This is a genomic window from Arthrobacter sp. TS-15, assembly GCF_006964045.1.
Taxonomy (GTDB): Bacteria; Actinomycetota; Actinomycetes; order Actinomycetales; family Micrococcaceae; genus Arthrobacter.
This window is the reverse complement of sequence record NZ_SDXQ01000128.1, coordinates 1-1434: the sequence shown is the minus strand read 5'-3', so window position 1 is coordinate 1434 and position 1434 is coordinate 1. Positions and strand designations below refer to the sequence as shown.

The window sequence follows — 1434 nt, the reverse complement described above, 5'->3', positions numbered from 1 at the left end:
GTGCCGGACACCTTCGACCAGAACCTCAGCGCCGCCGCTCCGGGCGCGCTCGGGCTCGCGGGCGCGGTGCCGCTGGTGCTGTGGCGCAGGCGCCGTCTCACCGTCGGGAACACCAGGGTTTCTGGGCTGGGTACCGCCGGGTAGGGTGCCGTCCCAGATCGCCGATCTTCCGCGGCCCGCACCTGGGCCGCGGGGTCGATTCTCCGAGTTGGGGGAGCACTGGGATGAGCGGGACAAGTCGTACGGACGAGGGCCATGGGCGGCTCGGCAGCAAGCTGTCGGGATTCGCCATGGCCCTCGGCTGTGTGCTCTTCCTCGGCGGTTTCGCCTGGGGCGCGATCGTCTACCAGCCCTACACCGTGCCGACGGACTCGATGTCCCCGACCATCACGGCCGGCGACCGGGTGCTCGCCGAGCGGATCGACGGCTCCGACGTCGAGCGTGGTGACGTCGTCGTCTTCAAGCAGGCCAGCTGGGGCAACATGCCCATGGTCAAGCGCGTCGTCGCCGTGGGCGGGGACACGGTCGCCTGCTGCACGCAGAACAAGCTGACCGTCAACGGCAAGAAGATCGACGAACCGTATCTCCCCAAGGGCAGCGCGGCCGAGGCGACCACGATCCCGGCCATCAAGGTCCCCGAGGGCAGGCTCTTCCTGCTCGGCGACGAGCGCAGCGGCTCCCTCGACTCCACCGCCCACCTCACGGAGGCCGGCAGCGGCACGGTGCCGCGCAGCTCGGTGGACGCCCGCGTCGACGCCGTGGCCTGGCCCATGAACGGCATGCTGGCCCGGCCCACCAACTTCGAGACCCTCGGCTCCATCTCCGAGCCGGGGCCCCTGCGCCTGGTCCTCACGGCGATCGTGGTCGGCGGGGTACTCGTCCTCGGCGGCGGGGCGTACGGCCCGATCGCCAAGCGGGCGGAGCGTCGGCGCCGCCGCACGGGGACGAGGAAGCAGGCCCTTGCCGGCTGAGGCGCCGCAGGGAGCGGGCGAGCGGTCGGCCGCGGAGCCCGGAAGCGGAGGCGAACAGCCGGTTCCCGGGCCCGGAAGCACGGGTGAGTCGTCGGCTGCCGCGTCCATGAGCACGGGCGAGCGGGCGGTCCCGGGGCCCGACGAACTCGGGGAGCTGCGGAAGGTTGCCCGGGTGGTGCTGCTCGACCCGCAGGACCGCATCCTGCTGCTCCACGGCCACGAACCCGAGGACCCGTCGGACAACTGGTGGTTCACACCGGGCGGCGGCGTGGAGGGCGACGAGACGCGGGAAGAGGCCGCCCGCAGGGAACTCGTGGAGGAGACCGGCATCACCGAGGTCGAGCTGGGCCCGGTGCTGTGGCGGCGGACCTGTTCGTTCCCGTTCGCGGGGCGCCGCTGGGACCAGGAGGAGTGGTACTACCTGGCCCGGACGACACAGACGGCGACCGAGCCCACGAGACTA

Annotated in this window: 2 protein-coding genes; both read left to right on the top strand. The window is 72.2% G+C overall.

Annotation, left to right across the window (positions count from 1 at the left end):
* The first annotated feature begins 224 nt into the window (after nt 1-224).
* Nucleotides 225-971 carry a signal peptidase I gene (gene lepB / locus EU811_RS23265; protein WP_142940594.1) on the top strand — a complete coding sequence of 249 codons (747 nt, stop codon included), beginning with the start codon at nt 225-227 and terminating at the stop codon, nt 969-971.
* 106 nt (nt 972-1077) lie between these two features.
* The coding region (locus tag EU811_RS23260; RefSeq protein WP_142940593.1) for an NUDIX hydrolase at nt 1078-1434 on the top strand (357 nt) is incomplete at its 3' end.